The 26,885-nt window shown below is 53.4% G+C and carries 22 protein-coding genes and 1 pseudogene; 13 read left to right on the top strand and 10 right to left on the bottom strand.

What is annotated here, in order from left to right; all coding sequences use genetic code 11:
• Positions 1-86: 86 nt before the first annotated feature.
• Positions 87-698: a membrane-bound lytic murein transglycosylase EmtA gene (emtA, locus tag FN082_RS24315; RefSeq protein ID WP_139537659.1), complete on the top strand. Its 612-nt coding sequence runs from the start codon at positions 87-89 to the stop codon at positions 696-698.
• A gap of 57 nt (positions 699-755) precedes the next feature.
• On the opposite strand, the gene FN082_RS24320 is transcribed toward emtA, so the two are convergent.
• The 3 genes from FN082_RS24320 to FN082_RS24330 all read right to left on the bottom strand — a co-directional run bounded on the left by FN082_RS24320 (position 756) and on the right by FN082_RS24330 (position 4,345).
• A complete protein-coding gene (locus FN082_RS24320; protein ID WP_235892150.1) occupies positions 756-1,565 on the bottom strand; it encodes a DUF2207 domain-containing protein in 810 nt (269 codons plus the stop codon).
• A 31-nt stretch (positions 1,566-1,596) separates the two neighbouring features.
• Positions 1,597-2,448 (bottom strand): hypothetical protein, encoded by an 852-nt coding sequence (locus FN082_RS24325; RefSeq protein WP_142982528.1) that lies wholly within the window; start codon positions 2,446-2,448, stop codon positions 1,597-1,599.
• Between the two features lie 148 nt (positions 2,449-2,596).
• Positions 2,597-4,345 carry an alpha,alpha-trehalase gene (locus FN082_RS24330; protein WP_142982529.1) on the bottom strand — a complete coding sequence of 583 codons (1,749 nt, stop codon included), beginning with the start codon at positions 4,343-4,345 and terminating at the stop codon, positions 2,597-2,599.
• Between the two features lie 528 nt (positions 4,346-4,873).
• On the opposite strand from FN082_RS24330, the gene FN082_RS24335 reads away from it, so the two are divergent.
• The 8 genes from FN082_RS24335 (at position 4,874) to FN082_RS24370 (ending at position 15,816) form a co-directional block, all read left to right on the top strand.
• Positions 4,874-6,232, top strand: a complete 1,359-nt coding sequence (locus FN082_RS24335) for a glycoside-pentoside-hexuronide (GPH):cation symporter (protein WP_139537652.1) — start codon at positions 4,874-4,876, stop codon at positions 6,230-6,232.
• 99 nt (positions 6,233-6,331) lie between these two features.
• Positions 6,332-7,723, top strand: a complete 1,392-nt coding sequence (locus tag FN082_RS24340; RefSeq protein ID WP_139537650.1) for a carbohydrate porin — start codon at positions 6,332-6,334, stop codon at positions 7,721-7,723.
• Between the two features lie 83 nt (positions 7,724-7,806).
• A complete protein-coding gene (locus tag FN082_RS24345) occupies positions 7,807-10,587 on the top strand; it encodes a glycoside hydrolase family 3 protein (protein WP_142982530.1) in 2,781 nt (926 codons plus the stop codon).
• A gap of 197 nt (positions 10,588-10,784) precedes the next feature.
• Positions 10,785-11,675: an alpha/beta hydrolase gene (locus tag FN082_RS24350; protein WP_142982531.1), complete on the top strand. Its 891-nt coding sequence runs from the start codon at positions 10,785-10,787 to the stop codon at positions 11,673-11,675.
• Between the two features lie 207 nt (positions 11,676-11,882).
• On the top strand, positions 11,883-13,322 hold the full coding sequence (locus FN082_RS24355; protein WP_139537644.1) for a circularly permuted type 2 ATP-grasp protein: 1,440 nt from the start codon (positions 11,883-11,885) through the stop codon (positions 13,320-13,322).
• Positions 13,316-14,245: an alpha-E domain-containing protein gene (locus FN082_RS24360; RefSeq protein WP_139537643.1), complete on the top strand. Its 930-nt coding sequence runs from the start codon at positions 13,316-13,318 to the stop codon at positions 14,243-14,245. Before FN082_RS24355 ends, FN082_RS24360 begins: the two co-directional genes overlap by 7 nt.
• Positions 14,242-15,057, top strand: coding sequence for a transglutaminase family protein (locus FN082_RS24365; RefSeq protein ID WP_112213351.1), 816 nt, complete (start codon positions 14,242-14,244; stop codon positions 15,055-15,057). The genes FN082_RS24360 and FN082_RS24365 overlap by 4 nt, the downstream gene beginning before the upstream one ends.
• Positions 15,058-15,075: 18 nt before the next feature.
• Positions 15,076-15,816, top strand: a complete 741-nt coding sequence (locus FN082_RS24370) for a proteasome-type protease (RefSeq protein ID WP_112213352.1) — start codon at positions 15,076-15,078, stop codon at positions 15,814-15,816.
• A 49-nt stretch (positions 15,817-15,865) separates the two neighbouring features.
• On the opposite strand, the gene FN082_RS24375 is transcribed toward FN082_RS24370, so the two are convergent.
• Both FN082_RS24375 and FN082_RS24380 read right to left on the bottom strand, forming a co-directional pair.
• The gene (locus FN082_RS24375; protein WP_139537641.1) at positions 15,866-16,186 is read right to left on the bottom strand and encodes an AzlD domain-containing protein; all 321 of its coding nucleotides are present in this window, start codon (positions 16,184-16,186) and stop codon (positions 15,866-15,868) included.
• A gap of 1 nt (position 16,187) precedes the next feature.
• The gene (locus FN082_RS24380) at positions 16,188-16,928 is read right to left on the bottom strand and encodes an AzlC family ABC transporter permease (RefSeq protein ID WP_142463203.1); all 741 of its coding nucleotides are present in this window, start codon (positions 16,926-16,928) and stop codon (positions 16,188-16,190) included.
• Between the two features lie 128 nt (positions 16,929-17,056).
• Between FN082_RS24380 and FN082_RS24385 the strand changes: the two genes are divergently transcribed.
• Entirely contained in the window at positions 17,057-17,881 is an 825-nt protein-coding gene (locus FN082_RS24385; RefSeq protein ID WP_139537637.1) for an AraC family transcriptional regulator, read from the top strand.
• Here FN082_RS24385 and FN082_RS24390 read toward each other — a convergent pair.
• Together FN082_RS24390 and FN082_RS24395 are read right to left on the bottom strand one after the other, a co-directional pair.
• A complete protein-coding gene (locus tag FN082_RS24390; protein WP_139537636.1) occupies positions 17,878-18,555 on the bottom strand; it encodes an RluA family pseudouridine synthase in 678 nt (225 codons plus the stop codon). The genes FN082_RS24385 and FN082_RS24390 overlap by 4 nt on opposite strands.
• A 59-nt stretch (positions 18,556-18,614) precedes the next feature.
• Complete coding sequence (locus FN082_RS24395) at positions 18,615-19,508, bottom strand: LysR substrate-binding domain-containing protein (RefSeq protein WP_139537635.1); 894 nt, start codon at positions 19,506-19,508, stop codon at positions 18,615-18,617.
• Positions 19,509-19,820: 312 nt separating this feature from the next.
• Here FN082_RS24395 and pckA point away from each other — a divergent pair, with 312 nt between their 5' ends.
• Positions 19,821-21,461: a phosphoenolpyruvate carboxykinase (ATP) gene (pckA, locus tag FN082_RS24400; RefSeq protein WP_139537633.1), complete on the top strand. Its 1,641-nt coding sequence runs from the start codon at positions 19,821-19,823 to the stop codon at positions 21,459-21,461.
• 365 nt (positions 21,462-21,826) lie between these two features.
• On the opposite strand, the gene FN082_RS24405 is transcribed toward pckA, so the two are convergent.
• The gene (locus tag FN082_RS24405) at positions 21,827-22,726 is read right to left on the bottom strand and encodes a LysR family transcriptional regulator (protein ID WP_139537631.1); all 900 of its coding nucleotides are present in this window, start codon (positions 22,724-22,726) and stop codon (positions 21,827-21,829) included.
• 138 nt (positions 22,727-22,864) lie between these two features.
• Here FN082_RS24405 and FN082_RS24410 point away from each other — a divergent pair, with 138 nt between their 5' ends.
• Positions 22,865-23,419, top strand: coding sequence for an NAD(P)H-dependent oxidoreductase (locus FN082_RS24410; RefSeq protein ID WP_139537630.1), 555 nt, complete (start codon positions 22,865-22,867; stop codon positions 23,417-23,419).
• A gap of 23 nt (positions 23,420-23,442) precedes the next feature.
• A pseudogene (locus FN082_RS24415) lies at positions 23,443-24,319 on the top strand (aldo/keto reductase).
• Between the two features lie 28 nt (positions 24,320-24,347).
• On the opposite strand, the gene FN082_RS24420 reads toward FN082_RS24415, so the two are convergent.
• On the bottom strand, positions 24,348-25,424 hold the full coding sequence (locus FN082_RS24420) for a porin (RefSeq protein ID WP_142982532.1): 1,077 nt from the start codon (positions 25,422-25,424) through the stop codon (positions 24,348-24,350).
• Between the two features lie 55 nt (positions 25,425-25,479).
• Complete coding sequence (locus tag FN082_RS24425) at positions 25,480-26,874, bottom strand: M20 family metallopeptidase (protein ID WP_142463198.1); 1,395 nt, start codon at positions 26,872-26,874, stop codon at positions 25,480-25,482.
• Positions 26,875-26,885 lie beyond the last annotated feature (11 nt).

The following is a 26,885-nucleotide window of genomic DNA, read 5'->3' on the forward strand; positions in this document are numbered from 1 at the left end:
TTGCTAAGAATGAAAGGGTTATCATGCCGCCTGGAGCGTTTATTGTCATCTCCGTGCGGCAAACTTCAGCCAATAAGGATAGATGTGTGAAATTGAGATGGTGTGTTTTTTTAGTTGTATTGTTGGTCGGCTGTAGCTCAAAACATGATTATCGTAACCCGCCGTGGAACCCTGAAGTCCCGGTTAAACGGGCGATGCAGTGGATGCCAATCAGTGAAAAAGCCGGTGCGGCGTGGGGCGTTGACCCGCAGCTGATTACCGCAATCATCGCCATTGAGTCCGGCGGCAACCCGGCGGTGGTCAGTAAATCCGGCGCGGTAGGCTTGATGCAGCTGAAACCCTCGACATCCGGCCGTGATGTTTACCGGCGGATGGGCTGGAGCGGCGATCCTTCGGTGAGCGAGCTGAAAAATCCTGAACGCAATATTTCCATGGGGGCTGCCTATCTGAGCATCCTTGAAAATGGTCCGCTGGCGGGGATTAAAGACCCGCAGGTGATGCGCTATGCGGTGGTGGTCTCCTACGCTAACGGCGCGGGCGCGCTGTTAAGGACGTTCTCATCCAATCGACAGGATGCGATTGATGAGATTAACGATATGGACGCTGATGACTTCTTTGAGCACGTGGTGAAGAAACACCCGGCTGCGCAGGCACCGCGCTATATCTGGAAGCTACAGAAAGCGCTGGATGCGATGTAAGGTATCCTTTCACCCCGCAGGCTTAACCGCCTTGCGGGGTAAACTGTTCAGATAACTCTAGTCCTCTGTGCGAAGCGAAGTGATATCGCTTATCGGCCCAATCAACGCTTTATATTCCCGATAGTGTTCAGGAAGGGAATTCACGCCGTTTACCGCAACATAGAGCATGGCCATGGCGTCATTCATCTCATCGCTATTCAGCGCTAATGTTTCTCGTAAAGCATCAATACAGGCATGGGCGTCATTATGGGAAATACCGTTGAGATCCAGGCGGATAGTTTTCGCTATCGCGTCTATCCATAATCCGAGCCACAGTACGCAACCTATGGGCATTAACAGGCAACTGAAGATGCTGTAAGCGATAAGATCGAAATAGATAAATGTCTTACAGGTTAATATTGCTCCCAGGATAATCGAAGGAATACCGATCATCAGCACATTATACCAGCGGCGTCGCGGGCTTAAGGCGAAACCTGAGTTTTGTATTTGCTCCTGCCAGATGTTGCTTCCGGCCACGCTGAGGCTAGAGGGTAGATCTTCATGACACGGTTTTCGTACTTCAAAATGATCAAATAACGCTCTTTCAATAACGTTCATTTCGCAGGAGGCATAGCGACCGTTGGCCAAAACCAGCGCGGTTTCTGGACTCCATAGATATTTTTTATTTAATAAGCTAAACATTGCCAGCTGAATCACCCTTGTCCCTTCACCATCAATCCACGCCAACAACCACGGGTCGATACCGGTAACGTTCCGTTGAGCTTGGGCCGTAGGCCGCATCAGGACGATAATAATTCCTATAAGAAAATAGATGACCGGAACGATAACGACGAAACAGCCGAGAAACAGCAGAGGATGCATATGCATTATGAAATTCCACACGTTATTTCCCCTCTGGCTAATCAAGCCGTTGGATAGAAAAGGGATAATTTATCTGCTTGATGATTTCCTGGTATTCGCGATATCTCTCGGGGAGCAGGTTGGTTTTACCTATAGCAATGCAATAATCAGCGTTTTCATCCGTTATTGCCCCTGCGTCAGCGATGAGTTTATCCTTTAACCTATCCACATAACCACGAAGGATATTAATAGAGATACCTTCCCTATCCATGCGAGTTGCATTTAAGGTAATGAATAACAGCAACAGCCACCACAGACCGGAAACAATAAACATTGTAAGCCAGCTAAATACGCTGGAATTAAGCAGAGCGTTATTATCGAAGAGAGTTTTCCATGCTAATGCGCCGATTAAAACCAGTGAAGGAACGGCAACCAGCAGCATGTTCAACGTTTGCTGAGTGGGGCTTAGCATCAGCCCTGCGCAGCGGGTGTCTTCAGACCAATGATTCTTCTCGGCGACGTAGAGGGTTATGGGTAAATCCTTGTCGCTGGGTTTTGGCGTAGAAAAATGGTCAAAGAGGATTTTTTCTACACACGTCATTTTGCACTCTGCGTACTGCTTATTTGCGCGGAGTTCGATACCCTGGGCGGCGTGAATGATAGTGACGTATTTTTTTCTTAATAATCGAAACGTAGCCAGCTGAATAATGCCGGTGGCATTATTATGCAGCCAGGCTAAAAAAGAGGGGGGAATGGAATAGGGAGGCGGTATCGGCGTGCCTTTCTCTGAAGGGCGAGTCATCGCGATAATAATATTCACCAGGATATATATCGCCGTGGTGAATAAAACATGGTAACCCATAAAGGATAATGGGTGTAAATCGGAGATAAAACTGACGGCTGTTTTCACTTTTTATTCCTTGTGCCAGTCATGACATGATTTTTCGGGAGATCCTTCCCGGTAGCCAGAGTGATATGGTGCTCAAGATACCCGTAAAAAGATAACAGCGGAAATACTCTAAAGGAAGATGCGCGACGGAAGCCCGCCGCGCGAAGGTTTATTGTGTGGCTTTTTTATCCTCTGGCGTAGCCGGTTCATTCGCTGCGGGCTGAGTCGTACTGTTTGCCGCCTGACCGACGTCGTCATTTGCCGCCTGGCGCGTGGTTGGAACGGAATCACAGGGTTTTTCTTTCGGGCACACCAGGTCCAGCATCTTCAGCGTGACGCCGTTGGTCCAGCCAAAGCCATCCTGTAGCGGATATTCGCCGCCGCCTCCGCCGGTTCCCGTCGAGCTGACATCGTATTTCTCAACCAGTTTCTGTTTACTGTCGTAAGTATGCTGGACGTTGCTCAGAAAACGCCAGCTCACCTCCATCGCGATTTTTTCCTGTCCATACTTTTGCAGACCTTCAGCGGCGACCCACTGCAGCGGCGCCCAGCCGTTTGGCGCATCCCACTGCTGACCACTATTCACGGTGGTGGTCGTTATGCCGCCAGGTTTGAGCAGTCTGGCTTCGGTCGCGGCGGCGACTTTTGCCGCACGTTCGCTGGAGGCGGCGTTGACGTACAGCGGGAACAGCGCCGCGGCGGTCAGCTGATTACGCACCTTATGGCTTTTCAGATCGTAATCGGCGTACCAGCCCTCTTTGTCATTCCACAGATATTTTTCCAGCGCTTTCTGTCGGGCGTTGGCGAAAGCGTCATACTGGGCGGCTTTTGCGCTGTCTCCTGCGGCTTTACTGGCGCGGGCGATGACTTTTTCCATATGGAACATCAGCGAGTTCAGATCGACCGGAACAATGGAAGTGGTACGGATGGTGCCGAGCTGCTGGGGGTTATCCATCCAGCGGGAGCTGAAATCCCAACCGGATGCCGCGGCTGAACGCAGATCGCGGTAGATTTCAGTGGCCGGACGGTTGGGGTTATTTTTGGCGGTGGTGACATCGTCCAGCCAGGATTCCGGACGCGGGGTGTCGTTATCATCCCAGTAGCGGTTCAGCAGCGCGCCGTCAGCCATGCGTACGACGCGTTTATTGGCGCCGCCTGGCTCTAGCGCCTGAGCGCCATCCATCCAGTACTGGTACTCTTTCTCCATCTGCGGCAGCCATTTTTTCAGCGCTTCGTCGCCATCGTGCGTGGCCAACAGTTCGACCATAAACGGGAAAAACGGCGGCTGCGAGCGGCTCAGATAATAGGTACGGTTGCCGTTGGGAATATGACCCCAGGCGTCGATTTCAGCAGCGAAGTTGGTCACCATGTCTTCGATTTTATCCCAGTGTCCGCTCTCCGCCAGGCCGAGCATGGTGAAATAGCTGTCCCAGTAATAGACTTCGCGAAAGCGTCCGCCGGGAACGACATAGGGTTTTGGCAGCGGCAGTAGCGAATCCCATTTTTCCACTTCGACGGTACTGCGGGTCAATACCGGCCATAATCCGTCAATATGCTGGCGTAACGTTTGCCCTTTTGGCGGGATGTACTGGTCGTTTTCAAGAGGCAGGGTAAAGTTAAGCTCGACGAAGTGACGCAAATCGAAGCTGGTCTGGTTCTTCTGCATGCGGTAATCGGCAAGGATCATCAGCGGATCGCTGTTCGGGATGGCGTCAGCGAACGTTTTCTGATCGGCGAAAAGTTTGGCGCTTTGCACATCGTTAAACAGCGGACCCAGCAGAACGTCCGGTGATTGCGGGGGCAGGCGAGGCTCTTCAGCCTGTACCGTCAACGTCGCCAGGGCAAAGAGCGCTCCCCCCAGCGCCAGACGTAGTGCATAAGGTAGGGTCGCGGGGCGACGGGAAGCGGAACTCGTCATGGGTTGTTCTCCTTATCATTTGCAGACTTTGCGCCACTGTATTCGGCCATCAGAAAACCTTAGACGAATATCTGCCGCTGCGCGTGTCCGAGATAACATTTTGCGTGAAAACAGAGTATTTACCGGGCTTAGCCCTGCCTCGTACCGACAATATATTGCTGGTTAAAATAATACTGTCCGTCTTGTATGGTGCCGCGGAAGATGGCGCGTTATTCGGTGAATATTCGGCAATGAATAAAAATCATAATCCGCGAATAAGAAAAACAAATAGACAACCGGCATGATATTCCTATATGGCAATTTTGAACGTCTCATCCCCGATACACGAAAATAGTTAGCCGGGTATTGAAACATGTGATCTGCCAAACAAAAAATCGGCATCTAATACCCTCGAAGGCTGACAGGATCACATAAATAAAAAAACATAAATAATTAATAAAAAAACATAATGGTATCTGTACGGTGGAAAAGTAAAAAATGCAGGCACTACAGAAACCGGTTTCATTTTTTTGCGTAAAGGAGTGATGTATGTCTGCTGGCGACAAAATTTCTGTCAGAGAAAAAGTAGGTTATAGCCTGGGGGACGCAGCGAGCCATATTGTATTTGACTCCTCCGTTGCCATCTTAGCCTACTTCTATACCGATATTTATGGTCTACCGCCCGCCGTGATGGGGACGATGTTTTTGCTGGTTCGTCTGCTGGATGCGATTACCGATCCAATTATGGGGGCAATTGCTGATGCCACCTCAACCCGCTGGGGGCGCTTCCGTCCGTGGCTGCTGGCAATCTGCGTACCTTTTGCCGTGAGCTGCGTGTTGGTTTATTCCATACCGTCCTTCTCCGACTCGGGGAAAGTGGTTTATGCGGTTGCGGCATATATATTTATGACGTTGATGTACACCGCTATTAATATTCCTTACTGCTCGCTGGGTGCGGCATTGACTTCCGATCCGCGTGAAAGCCTCTCTTTGCAATCCTGGCGTTTTGCCATCACGCCGATTGGCGGCGCGCTGGGTACCGCGTTTATTTTACCGCTGGCGGATTTTCTTTATCCTGGCGATCGGGCAACAGGTATTCAGGTCTCCATGGCGATATTTGGCGTTATCGGCTGCCTGATGTTTATTGTCTGCTTCGCGACTACCAAAGAGCGCGTCCAGCCGATTAAAGAAGAAAATCTGAATATTGCCCGCGATGTGAAAATTCTTTTCCGTAACGATCAGTGGCGTATTCTCTCCATTTACAACTTTATGATGCTGGTTGCCGTGGTGATTCGCGGCGGGGCGGTGGTGTATTACGTTAATAGCGTCCTGAATAAAGGTGCGGACGTTATTACCATATTCATGCTCGGTGGGATGTTTGCCTCAATGCTGGGTTCGGTGCTGGCAAAACCGTTTGGTACGCGTTTCTGTAAGGTCAGACTCTCTTTCTGGATTAACCTGATCACCGCTGCGCTGGGCGTCGTATGCTTTATGGTGCCGGTGCAATATTGGGTGCTGGTACTCGGTGTGCATATTCTGATCTCCATTATTCAGGGCGGTAATGGCGCGCTGCAGTGGTCAATGATTACCGACGTTAATAACTATGGTGAATGGAAAACCCAGCGTCGTATTACCGGAATGAACGTTGCGGCGAATATCTTTGTCATCAAGCTTGGCGTAGCCGTTGGCGGTGCGATTCTTGGCTGGGTGCTGGCTTACTATCATTACGCGGCTAACACCACGATGCAATCGGCCTCAGCGGTACAGGGCGTCGTGCTCTTGTTCACGCTGGTACCCTCCATTTTCTATGTTCTTACCGCAGTCTCTATTAAATTCTATGGCTTAACAGAAAATAGAATGAATGGCATTGTTGATGATTTGAAAAACGGAACTTTCGCCGAGTCATAATAATAGCAGAATAATATCTGTGGCAATGTGAGTTATTTATCACATAGCCACAGGTATTTCCTGAGTAAAACAAACAATTAATAATTTAGGGATATCAAAATGAAGATAAAGTATATGGCATTGGCGATTAGCGCCATTATGTCCTCTAATGTGATAGCAGCAAAAAATAGCACCTCTGTCGATATTGACCAGCGCCTTGCGCAGCTGGAGCAAAGATTAATTCATGCAGAACAGCGCGCCGCGGACGCAGAAGCGCAGATACAAACCCTTAAACAACAGCAAACGACGGCAGCGAAAACCGCTCCGGCGGTGAAAGTCGACGCCGCTGAGCCCGTCGCTCCCGGCGCGGATCCCACCAAGCTTACGCTCTCTGGCTATGGCGACCTGAAGCTTTATGGTGATGTGGAATTCAATATGGATGGCGCCAGCGGCAGCGGCAGCCTGACGTCGGTAAAAACCTCTTCCAGTAAAAACTGGGCACCCGGTACTAAAGAGCGCTGGGATATTAATGGCCGTATTCTGCTGGGCTTCGATGGCATGCGCAAAATGGATAACGGCAATTTTGCCGGTTTCTCCGCCCAGCCGCTGGCCGATATGACCGGTAAAATGAACCTTGATGACGCGGTATTCTTCTTTGGTCGTGAAGATGACTGGAAGGTCAAAGTGGGTCGTTTCGAAGCCTACGATATGTTCCCGTTGAATCAGGATACGTTTGTCGAATATTCTGGCAACACGGCTAACGACCTGTATAGCGATGGCTACGGCTATATTTACATGATGAAAGAGGGGCGCGGTCGTAGCAGCAGCGGCGGCAACTTCCTGATCAGTAAAACGATGGATAACTGGTATTTCGAACTGAATAACCTGGTGGAAAACGGCAGCACGCTGTTCCAGGACTCGAGCTATCATGGCAATACCCTGGAAAATGAGAAAAACGTTGCCTATTTACGTCCGGTGATTGCGTGGAATAGCGGTCGTTTCTCTACCGCCGTAGCGATGGAAAAGAACGTCGTGAAGAACGCTTACGGTTATTACGACAATCGTGGCAGCTGGGTCGACCAGTCTGACCGCACTGGCTATGGCTTGACGATGGCGTGGAATGGGCAAAAAACCGATCCTGAAGATGGGGTCACCACTAACCTGAACATCGCTTATATGGATGCCTCCGATGAGAAAGATTTCACCGCGGGTATTAACTCCCTCTGGCATCGTTTTGAGCTGGGTTATATCTATGCCCACAACAAAATCGACAAGTTCAACTCCGCTAATTACGTCTCTACCTGCGATGATGGCTGCTGGATCTCCAACGTGGGTGACTATGACATCCACACCATTCACGCGTCGTACCTGTTCCCCAACGTCATGGATATGAAGAACTTCAACATCTACCTTGGCGCCTATGCCTCGTGGATTGAAGCGAAGCCGACGGATGGCGACAAACATGAAGACACCCGCTACGGCGGCCGTCTACGCTTCAAATATTTCTTCTGATCAAAGCAGAGCCCGCATTGTGCGGGCTCTGTTCATTATGCCATTGCGCCTCCTGCGGGGGGCCGAGTTAACAGGACAACACCATGTTTGACAGTAAAGCGGGGACCCCGCTGGAAGGGTTTGCCGAATTTGCCACTGCCGCCGCCGCCGAGGGCGCGGTATTGCTGAGGAACGATCGTGGAATGCTGCCGTTGGATCCTCAGCAGCCGATTTCGTTATTTGGCCGTACGCAGATTGACTACTATCGCAGTGGTACCGGCTCCGGTGGGGCGGTTAACGTGGTGAGCCATACAACTTTGTTGCAGGCTATGCGGGAGCGAAGCGGAGGAGGACTCAATGAGCCGCTGGCCGCGCTTTATGCCAGCTGGGTTGAACTACATCCCTTTGATAATGGCGGAGGAGCCTGGGCCGCCGAACCCTGGTATCAGCAGGAGATGCCGCTCAGCGACGAGCAGATTCGTCAGGCTCGCGCCCTCTCGACCCAGGCGGTTATCGTCCTTGGCCGTACCGCAGGCGAAGATCAGGACAATGCCGATGTTGAAGGGGGATACCGGCTCACGGCCGATGAGATGCGTATGCTGCGCCAGGTATGCCAGGAGTTTGATGAAGTGGCGGTTGTGCTGAATACCGCCGGACTTATCGATCTCTCATGGGCTGACGATCCGTTGCTGCGCAAACGCATTCGCGCGCTGCTGTACGTTTGGCACGGCGGCGCAGATGGCGCACAGGCTGCAGCCTCGCTGCTTTACGGCGATGTGACCCCCTCCGGTAAGCTGGTTAGCAGTATTGTGATGTCGCTGGACGATCACCCGGCATCTCCCTGCTGGGGAGCACAAGCGCAAAATCTCTACCAGGAAGATATTTACGTTGGCTATCGCTATTTCGAAACGTTCTCGCCGCAGAGTCTGCAGTTTCCGTTTGGCTTTGGCCTCTCGTATACCGGTTTTATCCTGCAATCTACGCGGGCGGAAGCGCTCAGAGACCAGATCAGGGCGACGGTAACGGTAACTAATAACGGCGACCGTTTTGCGGGGAAAGAGGTCGTACAAATTTATCTTCAGGCTCCGCAGGGCGCGCTGGGAAAACCGGTCCGCGTGCTGGTGGCGTTTGCTAAAACCCGTCTGCTGCAACCGGGGGAAAGCGAAACCTTAACGTTATCAATCCCGCTGGAGCGCTTTGCCTCGCTGGACGATAGCGGGGCAACCGGACATCCTCACAGTTACGTGATGGAGCCTGGGCTTTATCGCCTGCTAATCGGTAATAGCGTGCGCGATCTACAACCGCTGCCGGTAGACGGTGAAGCGGGGTATTCGCAAAAGACGCTACGGATCCTCTCCAGCCATCAGCAGGTGCTGGCGCCGACGGTGCCTTTTGTTCGTATAAAACCGGTGGAGGACGGTGATGACGGGCGCTATCAGATTGAGTGGGAGGAGGTGCCGCGGCGGGAGGTTAATTTACGCGCGCGCATCGAAGAGCGTCTGCCAGCACCTGTCACCCTTACCGATAACCAGGGAGTGACCCTCAAGGACGTAGCTGAAGGGCGTACCACGATGAATACCTTTGTTGCCCAGTTTTCGGTTGAGGAGCTGGCCTGCCTGGTGCGTGGGGAGGGAATGTGCAGCCACAAGGTGACTCCCGGCGTCGCATCGGCTTTCGGCGGAGTGGCGGATAGCCTGCTGGAAAAAGGTATTCCGCTGGCCTCGACCGCCGACGGCCCATCCGGGATCCGCATGGATAACGGCGCGAAGGCCACGCTGCTGCCCAGCGGCACATTGCTGGCCTCGAGCTGGGACCCGATCCTCGTTGAACGTTTATACGTGATGGAAGGCAAAGAGCTACTGCGCAACGGTATCGACCTGCTGCTGGGGCCGGGGATGAATATCCAGCGCCATCCGCTTAATGGGCGTAATTTTGAGTACTTTTCCGAAGATCCGCTGCTCACCGGGATGATGGCGGCGGCGGTTGTTCGCGGCATTCGCAGCGGCGGCGGGATTGCCACCCTCAAGCACTTTGCCTGCAATAACCAGGAGTTTGCCAGAGCCAAAGCGGATTCGGTGGTGTCAGAGCGCGCACTGCGCGAAATTTACCTGAAAGGATTTGAGTACGCGGTGAAATCCGGCGGCGCTAATGCGATAATGACCGCTTATAACCCGATCAACGGCTACCATGCTGCATCCAACTACGATCTCACCACTACCGTGCTGCGCGAAGAGTGGGGCTTTCGCGGGGTCGTGATGACCGACTGGTGGGCGACGATGAACGATCCTGTCGATGGCGGCGCAGCAAGTACGCACAATACTGCGGCAATGATCCGCGCGCAGAATGACCTTTATATGGTCGTTAACAATAACGGTGCGGAAGTGAATGCGGGGGAAGATAACACCCTGGAGGCGCTGACGACAGGTGAGCTGACTCTCGGTGAGCTTCAGCGCTGCGCTCGCAATATCCTTGATTTTATGCTGCAGACGCAGGTCTTTAAGCGCGGGAAGATGCCGCGTGCGGGGATTATTCGCCTGGCGGCGGATCCTGCATGCGATGAGGCCTGTCACGGAGCCATTAAAATTGCCGAGCAGTCGCGGCTGCGCTATGACGATGAGCTGGTGCTGAGCGTCGAGCGGGCGGCAGTCTATGACGTGCTGGTAAGCGTACATGCTAACGGCGCGCCGCTAGCGCAAACCGCCTGCAACCTGCTGCTCAATGAACAGTTTGTGGCGACGATCCAGACCAACGGGACGCTCGGTCGCGAGATTGTGCAGAAGCTGTGTCGGATTGAGCTACAGCCGGGGAAATATCGCGTGGGTTTTGATTTTATTAAACCGGGCCTGGTGGTGGACTGGCTGGAACTGAAGCACGTTAGCGATTAACCATCGTTGACGTCGAGATAGTGTGTTCGCAATTCTGCCGGGCGGTGGCTAGCGCCTTGCCCGGCCTATATTATTAGGTGATATCGGTGGATTATGTTTTGTCGGCCAACGCACATGCAACTTGAAGTATGACGGGTACACATGTCGGTAAAACGGCTATGGTGTTATTGCGGCCTTACCCGTATCAGGAGCCGCCAGTGAACCGACGTCATTTTTTATTCTTTAGCGCCGCCGCGCTGCTTGCGGCGAGCCGCGCACGGGCAATGGAAGCGCAGACAACGCTACGCCTGTGGCCGGATGTCCCTCCCGGCGGTGGCGGGCCGGACGGGCCCAGCCGCTTATCCGCGCGCGGTGCGCTAAGCCATATCGCTCAGCCAGAATTGACGATATGGCATCCCCCTGTGCCTCGTGGCCACGGTGTGTTAATCGCCGCAGGTGGCGGATATCAGCGTATTGAAATGGCGAAAGAGGCCTGGCCCGCCGCGCGCTGGCTAACCGCGCGCGGCTATACGGCCTATGTGCTGACCTACCGACTTCCTGGCGAGGGATGGAAAGCCGTCGGCCTCGCACCATTGCAGGATGCCCAGCGAGCGCTACGCCTGATTCGCCAGCGCGAGGAAAAAGTCAGTTTGTTGGGCTTTTCCGCTGGCGGACATCTGCTGGGCATGGCGGCCTGTCGGTCCGATTTTGCCGCTTACTCGCCAGTCGACGCCGTGGATGACATCTCACCCCGGGCCGACGGCGCGGCGCTGATTTACCCGATTATTTCCCTCGAACCGCCGTACACCCATACTGCTACGCATCGAATTCTCGCCGGACCTCATGCTAGCGAAGAGGTCGATCGCGCCTGGTCGGTACAAACTTACGTTAACGCGCAGACGCCTCCCTGTTTTCTCGCTCAGGCAGAGGACGATAAGGTGTCCGATCCGCACAATACGCTGATCATGGCCGCCGCCTGTCGTGAGCATCAGGTTGCCGTCAGCATGTACCGTTACGCCAGCGGCGGCCACGGTTTTGCTATGGGTCGCACCGGCACGCCCAGCGTCGAGTGGCCTGAACGCTACGCAGAGTGGTTAGCAAAGCATTAGCCGCACATGAACCGGATTGCCCCATATTGGTGCGTTGCGGGTTAAAAATAAGCCATAAATAAGCAAAGCGTCTGGTTGTTTTTTATTCAATAAGGCACGGCGACATAACAACGTTACGCTACGCCAGCGTGCTGCATTACCTGGCATAATTAATGCTTATCTCTTACCGGGATTACCTCAAAGTGAGTACAACCGGAGGAGACGGCCATGATAAAAATAACGCTTCCTGACGGGCATTATTATGATGAGATGCTTACCGCACAGGGAGAGCAGCGTCAGCACTATAACGCCTGGTGGCAATGGTTTCGCAATACCGATCAATTCTCTATCCGGCAGAAAAAGGAGCAGGCGGAGCTGCTCTTTCACCGAATTGGCATCACCTTTAACGTCTACGGTGAGGATGAGGGCACCGAAAGACTGATCCCTTTTGACAGCGTGCCGCGCATTATTCCCGCCGGAGAGTGGCAGCGGCTTGACCGCGGCATTCGCCAGCGGGTAAAAGCGCTTAATGCCTTTCTTTACGATATTTACCACGATCAAAATATTCTCCGCGCGGGGCTGATTCCGGCAGAACAGGTGCTGGCGAATGATCAGTATCAGCCCTGTATGCAGGGGATAAATTTGCCCAACAATACCTATGCCCATATCACCGGGGTCGATATGGTGCGCAACAATGACGGCCAGTATTACGTGCTGGAGGATAATCTGCGTACGCCTTCCGGCGTCTCCTATATGCTGGAAAATCGCAAGATGATGATGCGGCTGTACCCCGAAATGTTTGAACAGCACCATATTGCGCCGGTCGAACGCTACCCCAGCTACCTGCTGCAAACGCTGCGCGAAAGCTCGCCGGTGGATGACCCGTGCGTGGTGGTGATGACGCCGGGGCGGTTCAACAGCGCCTATTTTGAACACAGCTTTCTCGCCCAGCAGATGGGCGTTGAGCTGGTGGAGAGCGCCGACTTGTTTATTAAGACCGGAGCGGTGTATATGCGCACCACCGAGGGTCCACGACGCGTCGATGTGATTTACCGGCGTATTGACGATGCGTATCTCGATCCGCTGGCCTTCCGTGCCGACTCCATGCTGGGCGTTCCGGGGCTTCTGTCCGTGTATCGCGCAGGGGGCGTCGTTCTGGCAAACGCTATTGGTACCGGCGTTGCCGACGACAAATCGATTTATCCCTACGTGCCGGAGATGATCCGTTTCTATCTGGGCGAGCAGCCGATTCTGAGCAATATTCCCACCTGGCAATGCCGCAAGGCGGAAGACCTCAGCTACGTGCTGAGCAATCTTGAGCAGATGGTGGTGAAGGAAGTTCACGGCGCAGGCGGTTACGGCATGCTGGTCGGCCCGCGTTCGACCAAAGAGGAGCGCGGGGCGTTTCGTCAGCGCCTGCTGGCAAACCCGGCCAACTATATCGCCCAGGATACCCTGGCGTTATCGACCTGCCCAACCTTTATCGACGAGGGTCTGGCACCGCGCCATATCGATCTGCGGCCCTATGTGCTTTCGGGGCAAGAGATCCGCCTGGTGCCCGGCGGACTGACGCGGGTGGCGCTAACCGAAGGCTCGCTGGTGGTGAACTCGTCGCAGGGCGGCGGTACCAAGGATACCTGGGTGATGGAGGATGATGAATCATGTTAAGTCGCACAGCGAGTGAACTCTTCTGGATGGCGCGCTACCTTGAGCGCGCGGAAAGCTATGCCAGGGTGCTGGATGTGACCTGGAAACTGTCGATGATCCCTCGTCACAGCCAGCAGTCCCGGGATTTAGCCTTACCGCTAAATCTGTCGCTGACCCATGAGCTGTTTCAGGCGCGGCACGCGCGTTTCACCATGAGTAACCTGCTCAATTTTTTCGCCCTCGATGGTAACAACCCGTACAGCATTTTTAGCTGCGTCGAGATGGCGTGGAACAACGCTCACGCGGTGCGCGGCAGCCTGTCGGCGGAAGTATGGGAAAGCATCAACGCCACGCGTATTGAGCTGCGAAAACTGCGTCAGCAGGGCATCAGTGAACTGGGTAACGACGCTTTCTTTGAATGGGTCAAAGAGCGGGTGCATCTGTTTCGCGGAGCCATACTCGGTACGCTGCTGCGCAATGATGCCTTGAGCTTTATCGGTATCGGTACGTTGATTGAACGGGCATCTTCCACCGCGCAGCTGCTGCTTATTAAGGATCAACAATTGAACAGCGATCCTGATCCGGTGCGCGAGTACTACCGGCTGGATACGCTGCTCAACGCGGTCAGCGCTCGCGAAGCCTACAACAGCATCTACCGCCAGCCGGTAAGCCGAGAAACGGTGATGGAATTGCTGATTCTACGCAACGACGTACCCAGATCGCTCAGAGCGAGTATTTCAGACCTTGTCGGGCAACTCGAACAGATTGCCAACGATCGTTCACATCTGCCGCTACGCCTTGCGCACCAGCTTAATGTCGATTTACGTTTTAGCACTCGCGATGATTTAGCGCAGGCCGATTTACAGGTCACCCTCAATGAACTGCTGGCGCGGATTAACGCGCTTTCTGACAGTATCAGACAAACCTATCTGGAGGCGTTATGAAACTGGTTATCGATCACCTGACCCGCTATGGCTACGATGAGGAAGTAAAATTTTCGACCCAGTATCTGCGCCTGACGCCGCGCAGCACCGGGCGACAGAAGATTACCGCCTGGACGCTAACCTTGCCGGACGGCTCAGCCGTCGCCACCACCGACGCGTGGGGCAACGTTTTGCATGTGCTGACGCTGGACAATCCGCATAAAGAGATCACCATTCGCGCTAGCGGGATCGTGGATATCGCGGAAGAGGGAGATGAGATAGGTGCCGAACCACAGGAGCTGCTGTCGCCGCTGGTGTTCTTGCGCTGCACGCCGCTCACCCGCGCTGACGGCCCGATCCGCGAATTTGCCCAGCGCTGGTATCAGCCGGAGGCTCAGGAGGAGAGCCTGAATCGGTTAATGGCGGAGCTGTTGCTGAGAATGCCCTATTCGCCTGGCGCGACGCAGGTGCAGGATTCCGCCGCCGATGCTTTTGCGCGGTCGAAAGGGGTTTGCCAGGATCATACCCATGTGTTCCTTGCCTGCTGCCGGGCGCTGGAGATCCCGGCGCGCTACGTCAGCGGCTATGTCTACAGCGATAACGCTCAGCACGTCGCCATGCACGCGTGGGCTGAAGTGTGGTTGAACGAACGCTGGCAGTCGTTTGATATTACGAATAATACCCGTAGCCTGAATCAGCATTTGCGGCTGGCGACCGGGCTGGACTATCTTGATGCTTGCCCGGTGCGCGGCACCCGCCTCGGCGGCGGTGGAGAAATCATGTTAACTAACGCTGAAGTGCGCGAGCATTCGCAACAGGCGCAGCAGCAATAACCGCAGGAACAAAAAACGATGACCTACTGTGTGGCCATGTGTTTGTCAGATGGACTGGTATTTGCCTCAGACTCCCGTACCAATGCAGGAGTGGACCATATCGCAACGTTTAAAAAACTGCACGTTTTCCATCAGGATGGCGAACGCGTCATGGTGCTGCAGTCTGCGGGCAACCTGGCCACCACTCAGAGCGTCATTAGCCTGCTCAGCGCCCGCATTCGTACCCAGCAGGAACCGAATCTGATGCAGGTCACCTCGCTCTACGATGCGGCGATGCTGATCGGCAAAACGCTACAGGAGGTGATTCAGCGTGACAGCAGCAACCAGCAGAATTGTGGTAATACCAACTTCAACTGCAACCTGCTACTTGGTGGACAAATTGCCGGGGAAACGCACCGCCTGTTTCATATCTATCCGGAAGGCAACTTTATCGAAGCGACGCGCGATACGCCTTATTTTCAGATTGGCGAGAGCAAATACGGCAAGCCGATTATTGACCGGGTACTGTCGATGGAGACGCCGCTGGAGCAGGCAATGTGCTGCGCGCTGATTTCGATCGATTCAACTCTGCGCAGCAATCTTTCGGTAGGCCTGCCGCTGGATACGCTGCTTTACCGCAGCGGTAGCCTGAGCAGCGCCGGGCAGCATCGCATTACCGAAAGCGATCCTTACTTCAACACCATTCGTAAAGCGTGGTCCGAAGGGTTGCAAAACACTTTTTTGACGCTGCCGCCGTTTACGCCAGGCGGCGAGCTTTAAAGGCTGGGGCTGGTGCAAAATAGCGCCACCGGGAATGGCGGTGAAATGGTTATATCAGGAAGTAGCTGAGAGCGGAAAACGCCACCATCCCGGCAATCACCGTAGCAAACAAGCTGCGGGTGACAACGCCTGCGATCGTCGCGAGCAGCGCTGCCAGCAGTGAAATACTGATACCCGAGCTGGTCAATGCCGGTTTACCCATCAGCTCCGCGGCAATAATGGCCGCCATAATGGCGGACGGAATAAAACTGAGCCATTGCTGCAGGGCCGGTGCCAGTCGAAATCGTGAAAGCAGTAAAATCGGTACCGTACGCATGAGCGCGGTCACCAGCGCTGAGGCAAGAATGGCCAGAATGATATTGCGTTCCATCTTATTTTCCCTCTTTCCCGAACAGACGTAATGCCATTGTTGCCAGCGTCGCCGCCGCCGATGCCGCTATGATGACCACGAGGCTCATATCAGTATGCCCGGCGGTGAACAGCGTAATCAGCACCGCAACGCCGATACTGAAGGTTTCCAGCATCTTACGCTGGCTGGCAAACCACAGCGCCAGAACCAGCCCAATAAACATCGACACCAGGCTAAAGCTCAGCCCTTCCATCAACGATGCTGGAAGCGCGGAGGCCAGCCCGGCACCCACAATACAGGCGAGGATCCAGTTTAGCCAGGCGGCCAGGTTCAGCCCGAGCATCCACGAGTAAGGAACACCGTTGTGCACGCTGCCGCGCTGTACCGCTACGCCAAAGGTTTCGTCCGTCAGCAGCAGCCCGCTAACAATCTTTTGCAATGGGCTATATTGATGAAAAAACACGCTCATGGCCGAACTCATCAGCAGATAGCGCAGGTTAACCAGCAGCACGCTCAGTACCACCGAGGCCATTTCCGCGCCGGTTGCCCATAGTGAATAAAACAAAAACTGCGCCGAACCTGCATACAGGGCGCTGGCGAGCAGCGCCGTTTGCAGGGTGGAAAATCCGGATAATGTCCCGATGGCCCCGGCGGCGAAGCCGATACTCCAGTAGCCGGGAATGGTGGGCAGGCAGGCGATAACGCCCGCGCGGAATTGCGCCGTTACCTCATTCTTTGCTGAGGCTTTTGTCGTGCTTAACATCAAATTGTCCCATATAGTGCGTTGCTGAATGGTAATCTTAAGAATTCGCCAGGAACGCTATAGTAAAATCCTGCGCATTTGCCAAATTATCCTTTTTATATGGGAAAGGCGTCAAAGTGGGAGGTGCGATGCGCGACGACATCAAGCTCTGGCGGGATAGTGAACTGCACGGCGGGATGGAGATCCTACGTGCATCCTGCTACGAGCATAGCTATCCGCCGCATTTTCATAACGAATTTGTGATAGCCGCTTTTGCCCGTGGTGCCCAGCGTACGCGTATTTGTCGGGAGCGGGGCGTGGCGGCGGCGGGCACGGTGATGGTGATCATGCCCGGCGAGGTGCATACCGGCGAAGCGGTGCAGCGCGATGAAGGCTGGGATTACTGTGCTTTTTACCCCTCGGCGGACCTGATTGACGAGGTTGCGCAAACGGTGATTGGCGGTAAGGGTGAAGTGAATTTTGGCGGTGAAGGGATGCGTCACGACCCGGCAATGGCCCGTTGCGTGCTTCAGGCTTCCGCAGTGCTTGGCGCCAGCCGCGATCCGCTGGAAAAAGAGTGTCTGATGTATCAGGTGCTTAATCTGCTGGTGGGGCGTTATGCCGAGCGCAGCGTTCGCGGAGGTCGACGGCCAGTCATCAGGGCCGATATTCGCCGGGCAATAGAGTTTCTGCACTGCGCTTATCAGCAGCCGCTGTCGGTCAAGGATGTCGCTGCGGTTGCCGGGCTGAGCGAGTTCCATTTCATGCGCACTTTTCAGGCGCAGACCGGTTTATCCGTCCATCAATATTTGACCCAGTTGCGGTTGGTCAGAGCGAAAGGATTATTAGCGAAAGGCGCAGTGGCTGCGCAGGTGGCGACGGACGTCGGCTTTTACGACCAGAGCCATCTGATTAAATATTTCCGCCTGCATTTTGGTACTACGCCTGGCCTCTTTGCTGAGGCATCGCTTTAAAAAGGGCTGGGATTACGCGCGTCGATCTTCTCACCGCTGATGGGATGCGCAAAATGCAGCTCGCTGGCATGCAGCATCAGGCGCGTTGTTCCTTCGCTGCCCAGACCGCCGTACAGGTCGCAGCCTAAAATCGGGTGACCTAGCTGCTGGCAGTGGATACGCAGTTGATGGGTGCGCCCGGTTTCAGGCGTCAGCAACACTCGCGTAACCGGCGCTTTGCCTTGATAGTTAAAGCGTTCAACAACCCGATAGCGGGAGCGGGCGGGCTTGCCTCGACGTGCGCAGATCGTCATCAGGGGAAACAGCGCCGGGTCTTTAGCAATCGGCGCGTCTATCATTCCTTCATCATCCGCCAGGTGCCCGCACAGCAGCGCGCTGTACACCTTGGTTACCGCACGCTGGCTAAACTGCTGGCAAAGGGCCGCATTGATAGCCTTATTGCGAGCAATGACCATCAGCCCTGAAGTGCCGAAATCAAGACGATGCACCAGCGTGCAGCCGGGAAATTGCTGCACCAGGCGATGATGCACCGAGTCGAGATTAAGCGGGTTCTTCCCTGACAGGCTAAGCAGCCCCGAGGGTTTATCAATCAGCAGCAGATGTTCATCCTGATAGAGGATGTCGATTTTGGCGTGGCACGGCGGAGCGATAAAGGTATCGATAATCGTAGACATCAGGCTGCACGGGTAGAGGGCGGATGCGGATAATAGCGAATTTTCTGCCGCCAGGCGAATTACGCGCTAACGGTGTTGCTGGCCTTAATGTGCTGCCAGAAACGCTCGGCGGATTGATTGAGCCGCGCGCCGGAGCGGTAGATATAGGCGCCGATCGGCAATGACAGGCTCTCATCCATTATCGCCAGCCGGCCTTCCTCAAGCTCGCGCTTGATGGAGTACTGCGGTAGCCAGCCTACGCCGTCGCCGTTGAGGATCATGCGTTTGAGCAGTTCGCTCATCGATGAAACGAAGGTCAGCGAAAACGTAATCTCCGGTTTGCGGTCGATAACCTGATTCACCTGGCGACCCATATAGCTGTCGTTGGCGTATTTCATCAGCGGTAGTACGCCGCGATGTAAATTAAAAAGCGGCCTGCCGTTTTTATCGCAGGGAGTAACCAGATGTAGCGCAGAGTCGAAGATTTTGTGATTGATAAACGGATAGTTCATCAACTCTTCATTATAAAACGACAGGATGAAATCGCTCTTTCCCTCTTTGAGATTGAAAACCGCGTCGTTGACGTTAATCGATTCAACATGGAACGTTTTATTCTTTCTATCGGTATACCCGGCGATAATTTCGGGGAGTAATAAAACGGAAAGCGATGGCGCAGCGTCGATTCTTATTTTCTGGGTAGTATTGTTCAGACCTTTAATACGGCTGATCTGAAAATCCATATCGTCGAGCATATTTCGCGCATAGCCGACAAAAATCTTTCCGCGGTTAGTGAGCTGGAGCGGGTTCGCCGAACGGTCAAAGATGCTAAAGCCCAACGAAGCCTCAAGCGCCTGGATGCGGCGACTGAAGGAAGATTGTGAAATATTTCGGCTTTTTGCCGCCAGCGTAAAGCTTCTGGACTCCTCAAGAGCAATCACATCGTAAAGCCATTTTACTTCAAGATTCGCCAGCACAGACCCGATCCTCAACACTGCATTAATAGCTATGCAATTTTAGCATAACGCATAGAAACTATGCAATTAACATGATTACCCACAAGTGTTAACATTTTTTCAGAGTTAAGCGTATGGCTTATTGGTACCAGAAATATTTTAAGTACAGACGCACCCTACACGAGCACGATTTTAAATCGCCAGCTCTGGTTTTTTTATCCTGTTTATTTAATTTCACGATGATTTTTTTATTAAAATAAATTTGTCGGTTTAATTCACAGGCTGAAATAACCTTATCGCATCTTATCCAGCCAATAGTTTGTCAGGAGTTCCATGTCACGTATTGAATCAGTAAAAGATGCTCTTCTTGAGCTTGGTATTCAGGAAAGCAGCGAGCTGTTTTACAACCCCGATTACGACTTGCTGATTGCGCATGAAACCAGCGCGGAATTAACCGGCGCGGCGCGTGGCGTCATGACCGAGTCCGGCGCGGTTGCCGTGGATACCGGCATTTTTACCGGACGTTCTCCGCGCGACAAATATATCGTCAGAGACGAACTGACCCGTGACACTGTCTGGTGGTCCGACTCCGGTCTCGGTCGCAACGATAACAAGCCGTTGACGACGGAGATTTGGGCTGACCTGAAGGCGCTGGTGGCCGGACAGCTTAGCGGCAAAAAACTGTATGTCGTTGATGCCTGGTGCGGTGCCAGCCCGGCGACACGCCTCGGCGTACGCTTTGTCACCGAGGTGGCCTGGCAGGCGCACTTTGTCAAAAACATGTTCATTGCACCGAGCGCTGAGGAACTGGCTGAATTTACGCCAGACTTTGTCGTCCTCAACGGCGCGGGTTGCACTAACGATAAATGGCAGGAGCAAGGGCTTAATTCCGAGAACTTTGTCGCTTTTAACCTGAGCGAAAATATTCAGCTGATCGGCGGTACCTGGTACGGCGGCGAGATGAAGAAAGGTCTGTTCTCGGTGATGAACTATCTGCTGCCACAACAGGGGATAGCCTCAATGCACTGTTCGGCGAACCGCGGCGAAGCGGGCGATGTGGCGTTGTTCTTCGGCCTTTCCGGCACAGGTAAGACGACGCTTTCCACCGACCCGCTGCGTCAGCTGATTGGCGATGACGAGCACGGCTGGGATGACGATGGCGTGTTCAACTTTGAAGGCGGCTGTTACGCCAAGACTATCAATCTTGACCCACAGGCCGAGCCGGAAATATACGGCGCGATTCGCCGCAATGCGCTGCTGGAAAACGTGGTCGTCAGAGCCGATGGCAGCGTGGATTACGCCGATGGCAGCAAGACTGAAAATACCCGCGTTTCTTACCCGTTAGCGCATATTGAAAACATCGTTAAACCGGTATCGCGCGCGGGCCATCCGTCGAAGGTGATTTTCCTTGCCGCTGATGCTTTTGGCGTGTTGCCGCCGGTGTCCCGTCTGACAACCGAACAGATGCAGTACCATTTCCTGTCGGGCTTTACCTCGAAGCTGGCGGGGACCGAGCGCGGTATTACTCAACCCACGCCGACGTTCTCCGCCTGCTATGGCGCGGCGTTCCTGCTGCTGCACCCGACGCAGTATGCCAGCGTTCTGGCCGCTAAAATGGCGGAGTCTGGTGCCGAAGCCTGGCTGGTGAATACTGGCTGGAACGGGGAAGGCAAACGCCTGTCGCTGCGCGATACGCGTAATATCATCAGCGCTATTTTAAACGGTACCACTGGCGAGCTGCGTGAAGAGGCGGTTCCGATCTTTGGTCTGTCTATCCCTGAAAGCGTTCCTGGCGTGGAGCGCGCGCTGCTCGACCCGCGCAGCGGCTGGTCATCTGCCGACAAGTGGCAAGAGAAAGCGGAAAGCCTGGCGCAGCTGTTTATGGATAACTTTAAACAGTATAGCGATACCGAGGCGGGAGCCCGTTTAGCCTTAGCCGGTCCAACGTTGGATAAATCAGCGGTTACGGCTTAGAGCCTATCCCATTAGGACTATTTTACTTGCCATTTTGGACCTGGGCAGTGCTCGACAAAATACGAAAGTATTTTGAACGCCCTTCAGGGCGGCCCGGAGGGCGAGCATCGCGAGTTAATCCTCACGTACTACGTGTACGCTCCGGTTTCTGTGCGCTGTCCGTGTCCAAACTGGCTGCGCCAATAACGCATACTGGGATAGGCTCTTAATCCCGATAGCGAAAACCGGAATTAGACATTGTGCTCGTATTTCTGCCGGGTGGCGGCTAGCACCTTACCCGGCCTACGAAAACTGAATCCGTCACCTGGCAATACCCTGAGGGGTTCTTTGACAGCAATGTGAACCCGGGCAGTCGCTCGGGTTTTTTATTGTGCCGTTTTGGCCAGTAAAAAATCGATCAGGGTTTTCACCCGCTTCGTTTTTCCCGCGCTTTTCGGATAGTAAAGATAAACCGGCGGATAGGTTTTCCAGTAAGGCTCCATGACCGGAATAAACGTTTCCCGATCTGGCTGTAGCCGGTGGATGGGCTCAAACAATCGCCCAATGCCCAATCCGCTGCGGATGCCGTCAGCCATCACGTCAATATCATTGCTGATGAGCTGTCCCGGCATTTCTACGGTGAGCTGTTCTCCTTTATCTTCCAGCATCAGGGGCAGGATACGGTTGTTGGTGATAAACCGGTAGCCGATTAGCCTGTGCTGGTGGAGGTCAACCGGCGTAGCGGGCGTGCCAAAGGTTTCGAGATAGGACGCTGAAGCATACAGTCCTTCACGAAAAGGTTTCAGCAACTGACGAGCGACAACGCCGCCCTCAAGAATATCGCCGAAGCGGATCCCTAAATCGAATCTCTCCTCAATGATATTGATGGTTCCATCATAAACCGAAATCTCCAGCTGCACGCCAGGGTAACGCTGGCAGAACTCGGCCATAAAAGGTTTAAGTATCAGAAGGTAAGCAAAGCGGGAGAGGGTAATTCGGATCAGGCCGGAAGGCTGCTGGCTACTGTCCTTAATACTGTCGAGGGCTTTTTCCAACGAATCGACCGCCGCAGAGGTTTGCTGCAAAAGCTGTTGCCCGGCATCGGTGAGCTCAATACGCCGGGTGGTGCGGATAAACAGCGGATGACCAAGGTGCTGCTCAAGGAGTTTTAGCGCTTTACTGACCGAAGGCGGCGTGATTTCCAGTTTGCGTGCCGCCGCCGAGATGCTTCCCTCACGGGCAATGCTTTGAAAGATTCGGATTTGATTGTAAATCACGTTATTCATCACTTCATCCTGATGCATCCTGGACGCGTTTTGTTAGCCATTATCTAAAAGTCTTTGAACTATTAATACTCTAAAAAAAAGAATAGCGGCTGTTTATACTGTTTACATGTTCAACAATATCTTGTAATAGAAAGAAAAATGCAAAATATACTGGTCGTTTCAGGGCATCCCAATCTGAGTGAGTCCGTCGGCAATGCCGCTATTCTTAACGAGGTGGCGCGAGCGCTGCCTGATGTTGAAATCCGTCGTCTGGATAGACTCTATCCTGATTTCAATATTGATGTCTTAGCCGAGCAGGAGGCGCTGCTGAAAGCTGATGTTATCGTATGGCAATTTCCGTTCTCCTGGTATTCGCTGCCGGGGTTGATGAAATTATGGCTCGACCAGGTCTTTGTTCACGGCTTTGCCCACGGCTCAAAGGCTAAGCTCGGTGGTAAAAAACTCCTCCTCTCGTTTACCACCGGTGCCCCTTCAGCGCTTTATACCGCTGATGGTTTTTTCGGTCATGCCATTGAGGATTATCTGGCTCAGTTTATGACGACTGCCGCGCTGTGCAACCTGCAGTGGCAGCCGCCAATTTATACTTGTGGGATCAGCTATGCCGACCGTGATGAAGCCAAAATAGCCCAGCAGAAAGCGATGGCTCAGGATCATGCTGGTCGCCTGATTGCCGCCTTAAATGCGTTATCCTGAGCAGATAAATCGGGAGTGACCAAATGCAATACAGACAGTTGGGCAACAGTGAGTTAAAGGTATCTCGCATCTGCATGGGATGTATGGGATTTGGCGACGCCACCGCAGGCCAGCACAGCTGGACGCTTGATGAATCATCCAGTCGTGAAATGATCCGCTATGGCCTGGAGCAGGGGATCAATTTTTATGACACCGCGATTGCCTACCAAAATGGTTCCAGCGAACGCTATGTCGGACGGGCGCTGCGCGACATGGCAAAGCGTGATGACGTAGTGGTCGCGACGAAATTTCTGCCGCGAACGGTGTAGCAGATCGCAGATGGCGTAAGCGGCCAGCAGGCAATTACCCAATCTCTCGACCAGAGTCTACGAAACCTGGGGATGGATTACGTCGATCTCTACATCTACCATATTTGGGATTACAACACGCCGATTCTGGACGTGCTAAAGGCATTGGATTGTGCGGTTAAGGCAGGAAAGGTGCGCGCCATTGGTATTTCAAATTGTTATGCCTGGCAACTGGCCAAAGCCAATGCGCTTTGCCAGGCCTGGGGATACTCAAACCCGACGCGCCAGCGAAGACACTTATGCCAAAGGGAAGTACGATAAAACGGCGCAGCAGGATCACATTATCATCGAGCGAGTGGCCGAGCTTGCAGCGCGCCATCAGGTTTCTATGACGGAAATCTCCCTTGCCTGGTTGTTAACCAAAACCACCGCGCCAGTGGTTGGCGCAACGCAAAAACACCATATTGACGGCGCGGTGAATGCGGTCAACGTGCGGCTTAGCGACGATGAAATTCATTATCTGGAAGCGTGTTATCAACCGCATGCTCTTTCGGGAGTTATGGCGCAAAATACGACGCAAACTAAAGACCAAAAGCAGGTCTGGACGCGTTGACCGGACCTGCTTGCGTGGTGGCTGGATATTAAAACTGCCAGGTCATGCCAACGCCAAAAGTGTCATCGGTCGAAATACCGAAAGGCGTATTTTTATCCAGCTGGTTTATTTTGTAATCGACATAGGTAAAGAAATTTTTGTTCAGGAACCAGGACAGGTTAATATCGAGATATTTCATTAAATAGATGTCGCCACTATTCTCGATATTTTTTCCTCGCGACTGGAACCAACCAATGCCGGGAATAATGCCGTTATCAAAAACGTAGCGAGTATAAACTTCGAAGTTTTCACTTTTATTCGCATAACCATAATTTTTGATAGGCGTAATATTATATCCTTGAGAATATTTTACCGCCGCATAAAGACTGCCAGAATCGTATTTAAAACCGGTAGCCCACATTTCCGCGTGCTTACCACCACCGTAAGACAACGCCTCCTGTTGCGCCGTGCGTCGTGAGTTGCCGTAAGCGGCCAGCAGAGAGCCGCCCCAGTCGAAATCGTAGCTAACTGATGCGCCTGCGCCATCGCCGTTAGAACCATAGACTGAACGGCTGCTATTGTTACTCCCGGATCCATTCTTTCCCTGATATTGCAGAGCGAATTTAAGGTTATCGTTCAGGCCGAAGAAGTTGGTGTTGCGCCAGGTTAACAGCCCGTTGGCTCTGCCGGTAAGAAAGCCGTCGGTATAGCTATCGGTCATGATGTCAAAGATTGGCGCATAGTCGGTTATGCTGGCGACGTCATAGAGCACGCCGGAATTTCTGCCATAGTCGATGGAACCCAGGTCAGCGTATTTTAACCCGGCATAAGCATAGCGGGTTTTGGTACCGTCTGAACCGTCAGATTCCGCGCGATTTCCCTGAATATTATATTCCCATTGACCAAAACCGGTGAGCTCGTCATTAATTTTAGTCATGCCTTTAATACCTAATCTGAAATAGGTATTGTCGCCATCAACGGTTGTATCATCGCTAAAATAGTGGCGAGCGCGAACGCTACCATACAGGTCGAGTTTATTGCCATCCTTATTATATATTTCTGCCGCGGGGGTTGCTGCGGACGTAAGTATAACCACCGCAAGCAGTGTGATTTTATACATTTTCATTTTTAGCGCCTCATCATTTTAGAATAAAGGCGGTATTGCACCGCCTTTGCATTAGTTATCGGTTTAGTGAGCGTGGCCTTGCGTCTTGAGGAATTAGCGAGCGGTACTCTTCGTGGTCTCTTTGCTCAAGGTGTTCTTCCTTCGCTTGTGAAATGATCGTCGGGGTGGTGAGAACGCGAATTGCCGAGGCGGCCATCACACGACCAGCCAGCAGCAGCCCCTTGTGGGCGTAGGAGGTTTTTCCCTGGGTAACCATCTGCCATGAGTGCGGTGGTGTGCCCCAGGCGCAGGTGGTGATATAGACCTGGCCGACAGGCAGCAGCCAGCTCACATCACCAACGTCCGTTGAGCCATTGAGGAAATCAGGTTCCTGGCGAAACGGCGTGATGTCTTCGGATAGCGTGCGGCCCCTTTTGGCGACTTTGCGCTTTTCTTCCTCAGAAAAGGTCTCTTGTATCGCCTGGGCGAAGGCTTTTTCTTCAGGGCTAAAGGTCGCCGGGCCAATTTTGAGCAACTCTTCGTTCATTACGCTGGCGAGAGTGACGTTAGGGATAAGATCGGCTGAGGCCGCATCAAATTCAATGGTGACTTCCGTTCCGGTCATCAGCGCCGCGCCGCGAGCGACATCGTCAACGCGCTGAGTGATTTCTCGAACCTCCTGCATTTTGGGTGAGCGTACTTTGTACAGAACATGGGCCTCAGATTGCACCACGTTTGGAGCGTTGCCACCCGCGTTGGTGATGGCGTAGTGGAGCCGCGCTTCAGGAATAATATGTTCACGCAGGAAATTGGCCCCAACGTTCATCAGCTCAACGCCGTCAAGCGCGCTGCGGCCCATGTGCGGACTGAATGCTGCGTGGGTGCTTTTGCCTTTAAACAGATATTTCACCTGGTTAGTTGCAAGCATTCTGGCGTTGTAGGCCAGATTCTCGTCCCACGGGTGCCAGGTGAACGCGACGTCAACGCCGTCAAACAGCCCAGCACGCGCCATATAGGCCTTGCCGCCGCCGCCTTCTTCAGCCGGACAGCCAAAGTATTTTACCGTTCCCGCCAGACCGAGTTCTTGCATACAGGCTTTGGTGGCTAGCGCAGCGGCCAGCGCGCCTGCACCAAGAAGATTATGCCCGCAGCCGTGCCCGTTTCCCGCAGCGACGACGGGAGAAAAAATATCGCAATTGGCCTGCTGGCTTAATGAGGGCAGGGCGTCATACTCGCCGAGAAAAGCAATGACCGGTTCTCCGCTGCCGTAGGCGGCGACAAAAGCCGTATCGATACCGCCAGCCTTTCGGGTGACCTGAAAGCCATTGTCTTCAAGCGCCAGCGCCATCAGTTCAGCAGACTGCGCTTCTTCATAGCGTACTTCGGCAAACTCCCAGATCTTGTCGCTAACGGCGGTAATACGTTCACGTTGTTGTTCAATCGTACGTTCAATAATCGATAAGTAGTTCATCGTTTCTCTCT

The organism is Klebsiella spallanzanii (assembly GCF_902158555.1).
GTDB classification, from domain to species: domain Bacteria; phylum Pseudomonadota; class Gammaproteobacteria; order Enterobacterales; family Enterobacteriaceae; genus Klebsiella; species Klebsiella spallanzanii.

Excerpts from the sequence above, each read along its gene's own strand:
- FN082_RS24320 (WP_235892150.1), bottom strand. The coding sequence starts at position 1,565 with ATGCATATGCATCCTCTGCTGTTTCTCGGCTGTTTCGTCGTTATCGTT.
- FN082_RS24420 (WP_142982532.1), bottom strand. The coding sequence starts at position 25,424 with ATGAAAATGTATAAAATCACACTGCTTGCGGTGGTTATACTTACGTCC.
- FN082_RS24330 (WP_142982529.1), bottom strand. The coding sequence starts at position 4,345 with ATGACGAGTTCCGCTTCCCGTCGCCCCGCGACCCTACCTTATGCACTA.
- FN082_RS24425 (WP_142463198.1), bottom strand. The coding sequence starts at position 26,874 with ATGAACTACTTATCGATTATTGAACGTACGATTGAACAACAACGTGAA.
- FN082_RS24380 (WP_142463203.1), bottom strand. The coding sequence starts at position 16,928 with ATGTTAAGCACGACAAAAGCCTCAGCAAAGAATGAGGTAACGGCGCAA.
- FN082_RS24355 (WP_139537644.1), top strand. The coding sequence starts at position 11,883 with ATGATAAAAATAACGCTTCCTGACGGGCATTATTATGATGAGATGCTT.
- FN082_RS24405 (WP_139537631.1), bottom strand. The coding sequence starts at position 22,726 with ATGAATAACGTGATTTACAATCAAATCCGAATCTTTCAAAGCATTGCC.
- FN082_RS24370 (WP_112213352.1), top strand. The coding sequence starts at position 15,076 with ATGACCTACTGTGTGGCCATGTGTTTGTCAGATGGACTGGTATTTGCC.
- FN082_RS24390 (WP_139537636.1), bottom strand. The coding sequence starts at position 18,555 with ATGTCTACGATTATCGATACCTTTATCGCTCCGCCGTGCCACGCCAAA.
- FN082_RS24345 (WP_142982530.1), top strand. The coding sequence starts at position 7,807 with ATGTTTGACAGTAAAGCGGGGACCCCGCTGGAAGGGTTTGCCGAATTT.
- FN082_RS24410 (WP_139537630.1), top strand. The coding sequence starts at position 22,865 with ATGCAAAATATACTGGTCGTTTCAGGGCATCCCAATCTGAGTGAGTCC.
- FN082_RS24365 (WP_112213351.1), top strand. The coding sequence starts at position 14,242 with ATGAAACTGGTTATCGATCACCTGACCCGCTATGGCTACGATGAGGAA.
- FN082_RS24340 (WP_139537650.1), top strand. The coding sequence starts at position 6,332 with ATGAAGATAAAGTATATGGCATTGGCGATTAGCGCCATTATGTCCTCT.
- FN082_RS24360 (WP_139537643.1), top strand. The coding sequence starts at position 13,316 with ATGTTAAGTCGCACAGCGAGTGAACTCTTCTGGATGGCGCGCTACCTT.
- FN082_RS24335 (WP_139537652.1), top strand. The coding sequence starts at position 4,874 with ATGTCTGCTGGCGACAAAATTTCTGTCAGAGAAAAAGTAGGTTATAGC.
- pckA (WP_139537633.1), top strand. The coding sequence starts at position 19,821 with ATGTCACGTATTGAATCAGTAAAAGATGCTCTTCTTGAGCTTGGTATT.
- FN082_RS24385 (WP_139537637.1), top strand. The coding sequence starts at position 17,057 with ATGCGCGACGACATCAAGCTCTGGCGGGATAGTGAACTGCACGGCGGG.
- FN082_RS24375 (WP_139537641.1), bottom strand. The coding sequence starts at position 16,186 with ATGGAACGCAATATCATTCTGGCCATTCTTGCCTCAGCGCTGGTGACC.